The organism is Micromonospora sp. NPDC093277 (assembly GCF_044765245.1).
Classification (GTDB): Bacteria; Actinomycetota; Actinomycetes; order Mycobacteriales; family Micromonosporaceae; genus Micromonospora.
Map to the genome: position 1 here is coordinate 43,010 of NZ_JBIWJO010000017.1, position 4,800 is coordinate 47,809.

Sequence of the window (4,800 nt, forward strand, 5' to 3'; positions counted from 1 at the left end):
TGACCAGGGCGCTTGGCAGTCCCTGAGCAGGGCGCAGAGCAGCGTTGATCAGGGCGTACAGCGTGGCGGCTCTGAACTCCGACAGCCGGAAGCCCCGGGGGCACCGCCCCCGGGGCTTCCGGTCGGGTCTGGGACGCTCGTCAGGCCGAGAACGAGGCGACGCGCTGGGCGATCGCCGACTTCCGGTTGGCGGCCTGGTTGGCGTGGATGACGCCCTTGCTGACAGCCTTGTCCAGCTTGCGGGAGGCGTCCCGCATCAGGGTGGTGGCCAGCTCGGCGTCGCCGGCCTCGGCAGCCTCGTGGAACTTCCGGACGGCGGTCTTCAGCGACGACTTGACCGACTTGTTACGCAGCCGGCGCTTCTCGTTCTGCCGGTTGCGCTTGATCTGGGACTTGATGTTCGCCACGCGACAGCCTCGTCTTGATAGCTCGGGTTGGTCTGTTTCGCGCACGACGAGCATGCGTCATCGCCGCGCGAAAAGTCAGGTTACCAGGTCGGCCGCGACGAGCCAAAACGGCTCTAGCCCCAGCCCTGTCGGGCGGCCAGCCAGCCGAGCGCCTGTTGGCCGCTCCACCGCTGGTGAGCCCGCTGATGGGGGGAGGCGGTCGACGGCCCGGCGGCGGCGCTGGTCAGAAAGTACCCGGACAGGGCCGCGAGGGTGACGTCCAGCGCGTCGGCCGGGGCGCCGGCCGACGCCGGGTGGGTGGTGAAGGCCGTGTCCGCGTCCAGGCCGGCGGCGTACGCGGTGATCAGCAGGCCGGCCAGGTCGAACCAGGCCGGCCCGTGGCAGAGCCAGTTCCAGTCGCAGATCCACGCCCGCCCCGCCGCGTCGAGCAGGATGTTGTCCACCCGCAGGTCGCAGTGGGCCAGCCCGCCGTGTTCGGCGTACCCGGGCAGCCGGGACTCCAGCGCGACCAGCTCGGCCAGCGGGGCCCAGGCGGGCAGATCCGGCGTGGGCTCGCGGCCGGCGGCCACCTCGTCCCACCAGAGAATGTCGTCGCGGGCCAGGTCGGTGAGGCGGGGCAGCCCGAGCGCGACCAGCTCCGCCGGTGGGTCGGCGAGCGCGGCGGCCACCTCGGCGTACGCGGCGAGGGCGGCGTCCAGCTCGGCCGGCTGCCAGGGCAGCCGGGGCGTCCACCCGTCGATCGCGTCCAGGGCGAGCGCGTACCAGCCGGCCTCGGTCAGCGCCCAGCGCGGCCGGGGGACCGGCAGGCCGGCGGGGAGCCGGGTCAGGATCGCCGCCTCGTGGGCGTACCAGTCGACCAGGTGCCGCTGATCCGCCAGCGCCGCCGCCTTCACGAAGACCCGGTCGCCGGCGGGGCCGGTCAGCAGCGCGGCGAAGCCCCGGGTGAAGCCGGCGCCGGCGGTCCGGACCGCCACCGGGTGGCCGCCGATCCGGGCCGCGAGCGCGTCCTGTAGCCCGGCCGGCAGCTCGGCCCAGCCGGGGCGGACGGCCGTCGCCTCGTAGGGCACCGGTGGCAGGGAGATCTCGGGCACGGCATCATGCTGCCCGACTCCGGCCGATCTGTCGTACCTCGCTGGCAGGATCCGGGCGTGACGATGGACGCCGCGGCCGGACGGTCACCGGGCGCCGGTCTGGGAGACTGCCAGGCCATGAGGACCGACGACTTCTGGCAGCTGATCGACCAGGCCCGCGCCGGTGGCGGGGGCGAGCCCGAGGCGGTCGCCGCCCGCGCGGTCGCCCTGCTCGCCGAGCGGGACCCGGCGGAGATCGTCGGGTACGCCCACCACCAGCGGCGGGTGCTCGCCGCCTCCTACCGGGTCGACCTCTGGGGCGCGGCGTATCTGATCAACGGGGGCGCCTCCGACGACGGCTTCGAGTATTTCCGGGGCTGGCTGATGACCCAGGGCCGGGCGGTCTTCGCGAAGGCGGTCGCGGACCCGGACTCCCTCGCCGAGCTGCCGCAGGTCCGGGCTGCCGCGCTCAGCGGCGAGGAGTTCGAGTGCGAGGACATGCTGGCGGTGCCCTGGGAGGCGCACCGGAAGGCCACCGCGACCGACCTGCCGGCGCAGCGGGACCCGGTGCCGGTGCCCGATCTGAACGACTTCTGGGACTTCGACGACGAGGAGGAGGCGCGGCGGCGGCTGCCCCGGCTGGCCGCCCTCTTCGCCGAGCCGCCGCTGGAGTGACGGGGGAGGACCGGCTTCCCGGGCGGCGTGGGAGCATAGAGGGGGCCGGCGGCGCGCCGGCCCGCTCACGTCAGCCGACCAGAACGGACCGCTGTGCCACCGACGCTCGATCCCGGCGCGAACGCTCCTGGTGCCACCGACCCGGCGCGCATCAGGAACTTCTGCATCATCGCCCACATCGACCACGGGAAGTCGACCCTGGCCGACCGGATGTTGCAGCTCACCGGCGTGGTCGACCCCCGGCAGATGCGCGCCCAGTATCTCGACCGGATGGACATCGAGCGCGAGCGCGGCATCACCATCAAGAGCCAGGCCGTGCGCATGCCGTGGACCATCCGGGAGGGCGACCGGGCCGGCGAGGCGGCCGTGCTGAACATGATCGACACCCCGGGCCACGTCGACTTCACGTACGAGGTGTCCCGGTCGCTCGCCGCCTGTGAGGGCGCGATCCTGCTGGTCGACGCCGCGCAGGGCATCGAGGCGCAGACCCTGGCCAACCTCTACCTGGCGCTCGAGAACGACCTGCGCATCATTCCGGTGCTCAACAAGATCGACCTGCCGGCCGCCCAGCCCGAGAAGTACGCCGAGGAGTTGGCCCACCTGATCGGCGGCGACCCGGCGGACTGCATCAGGGTCTCCGGCAAGACCGGCGAGGGTGTGCCGTATCTGCTGGACGAGATCGTCCGGCAGTTCGTGCCGCCGGTGGGCGAGGCCGACGCCCCGGCCCGCGCGATGATCTTCGACTCGGTGTACGACGTCTACCGCGGCGTGGTCACCTACGTCCGGGTGGTCGACGGCAAGATCGAGGCTCGGGACCGGATCAAGATGATGTCCACCGGCGCCGTGCACGAGCTGCTGGAGATCGGCGTCATCTCGCCCGAGATGGTGAAGGCCGACGCGCTCGGCGTCGGCGAGGTGGGTTACCTGATCACCGGCGTGAAGGACGTACGCCAGTCCCGGGTCGGCGACACGGTCACCATCAACTCCCGGCCGGCCAGCGAGGCCCTCGGCGGCTACAAGGACCCGAAGCCGATGGTCTACTCCGGCCTCTACCCGATCGACGGGTCCGACTACCCGAACCTCCGCGAGGCGCTGGACAAGCTCAAGCTCAACGATGCCGCGCTGACGTACGAGCCGGAGACCTCGGGGGCCCTGGGCTTCGGTTTCCGCTGTGGCTTCCTCGGCCTGCTGCACCTGGAGATCATCCGGGAGCGGTTGGAGCGGGAGTTCAACCTCGACCTCATCTCCACCGCGCCGAACGTGGTCTACCGGGCCATCCAGGAGGACGGCGAGGAGGTGGTGGTCACCAACCCGAGCGAGTACCCGACCGGCAAGATCGCCGAGGTGTACGAGCCGACCGTCCGGGCCACCGTGCTCACCCCGAACGACTACGTCGGCGCGGTGATGGAGCTGTGCCAGGGTCGCCGGGGCACCCTGCTCGGCATGGACTATCTCTCCGCCGACCGGGTGGAGCTGCGCTACACCCTCCCGCTCGCCGAGATCATCTTCGACTTCTTCGACCAGTTGAAGAGCCGTACCAAGGGCTATGCCTCGCTGGACTACGAGCCCTCCGGCGAGCAGGCGTCCGAACTGGTCAAGGTGGACATCCTGCTGCACGGTGAGCCGGTGGACGCGTTCAGCGCCATCGTGCACAAGGACAAGGCGTACAGCTACGGCACGACCATCGCCGCGAAGCTGCGCACCCTGATCCCGCGCCAGCAGTTCGAGGTGCCGATCCAGGCCGCCATCGGCAGCCGGGTGATCGCCCGGGAGACCATCCGCGCGATCCGTAAGGACGTGCTCGCCAAGTGCTACGGCGGTGACATCAGCCGTAAGCGCAAGCTGCTGGAGAAGCAGAAGGAAGGCAAGCGGCGGATGAAGATGGTGGGCCGGGTGGAGGTGCCCCAGGAGGCCTTCATCGCCGCCCTCTCCTCCGAGTCCGGGGACGGCAAGCCCGCCGGCAAGAAGTAGCCCCTCCGGTACGTCGACGCACGGCCGGCGCCCCGCCACGGTGACCCGTTTCCGGGTCCCGCGGGTGGGGCGCCGGCCGTTTCCGCGTACCCGAATGAGGTTCCACCGCGGGTTCGCGCATCGACCGCCGGCATCGGCCGTGCGGCGATTCGGTTTGGTTCTTACGCGGCTCGGGAACTTACCGGTCACGACAGGAACCACACGGAACGTGTGAAAACTCTTGGGAGGAGACGACCATGACCGTCACGGGCATCATCACCGCGTTGATCGTTGGTCTGATCGTCGGCGCGCTGGGTCGCCTGGTCGTTCCGGGCCGCCAGAACATGCCGATCTGGTTGCACATGCTGATCGGCGTGGGGGCCGCGCTGCTCGGTACCGTGCTCGCCCGGGCGCTGGGCATCGCGACCGAGACCGCCGGTGTCGACTGGATGGAACTGCTGGTGCAGGTCTTGCTGGCCGCCGTCGCCGTGGCCCTGGTGTCCGGTGTGGGCCGTCGACGCGGTGTCTCACGCTACTGACGCACGCACCGAAGCGCCACCGGGCGGGGGGGCCCCCCCCCCCGGGGGGGGCCCCCCCCCCGGGCCGCCCGGGGGGGGGGGAACGGCGAGAGATCGGGGGCGCGCCCCCCGCCCCCCCAGAGTGGCGGGGGGGGTACGACCCCCCCCCCCCGGGCCGCG

At 71.7% G+C, this 4,800-nt stretch carries 5 protein-coding genes; 3 read left to right on the plus strand and 2 right to left on the minus strand.

What is annotated here, in order from left to right; translation table 11 throughout:
- Nucleotides 1–140 precede the first annotated feature (140 nt).
- Nucleotides 141–407: a 30S ribosomal protein S20 gene (rpsT, locus tag ACIRG9_RS28410; protein WP_402862426.1), complete on the minus strand. Its 267-nt coding sequence runs from the start codon at nucleotides 405–407 to the stop codon at nucleotides 141–143.
- Nucleotides 408–520: 113 nt separating this feature from the next.
- Complete coding sequence (locus ACIRG9_RS28415) at nucleotides 521–1,498, minus strand: phosphotransferase family protein (protein WP_402862429.1); 978 nt, start codon at nucleotides 1,496–1,498, stop codon at nucleotides 521–523.
- Nucleotides 1,499–1,615: 117 nt separating this feature from the next.
- Here ACIRG9_RS28415 and ACIRG9_RS28420 point away from each other — a divergent pair, with 117 nt between their 5' ends.
- The 3 genes from ACIRG9_RS28420 (at nucleotide 1,616) to ACIRG9_RS28430 (ending at nucleotide 4,641) form a co-directional block, all read left to right on the plus strand.
- On the plus strand, nucleotides 1,616–2,152 hold the full coding sequence (locus tag ACIRG9_RS28420; RefSeq protein WP_402862432.1) for a DUF4240 domain-containing protein: 537 nt from the start codon (nucleotides 1,616–1,618) through the stop codon (nucleotides 2,150–2,152).
- A gap of 93 nt (nucleotides 2,153–2,245) precedes the next feature.
- Complete coding sequence (gene lepA / locus ACIRG9_RS28425) at nucleotides 2,246–4,123, plus strand: translation elongation factor 4 (protein ID WP_402862435.1); 1,878 nt, start codon at nucleotides 2,246–2,248, stop codon at nucleotides 4,121–4,123.
- Between the two features lie 236 nt (nucleotides 4,124–4,359).
- Nucleotides 4,360–4,641, plus strand: coding sequence for a GlsB/YeaQ/YmgE family stress response membrane protein (locus ACIRG9_RS28430; RefSeq protein ID WP_402862438.1), 282 nt, complete (start codon nucleotides 4,360–4,362; stop codon nucleotides 4,639–4,641).
- The last annotated feature ends 159 nt before the right edge of the window (nucleotides 4,642–4,800 follow it).

Excerpts from the sequence above, each read along its gene's own strand:
- ACIRG9_RS28430 (WP_402862438.1), top strand. The coding sequence starts at position 4,360 with ATGACCGTCACGGGCATCATCACCGCGTTGATCGTTGGTCTGATCGTC.
- ACIRG9_RS28420 (WP_402862432.1), top strand. The coding sequence starts at position 1,616 with ATGAGGACCGACGACTTCTGGCAGCTGATCGACCAGGCCCGCGCCGGT.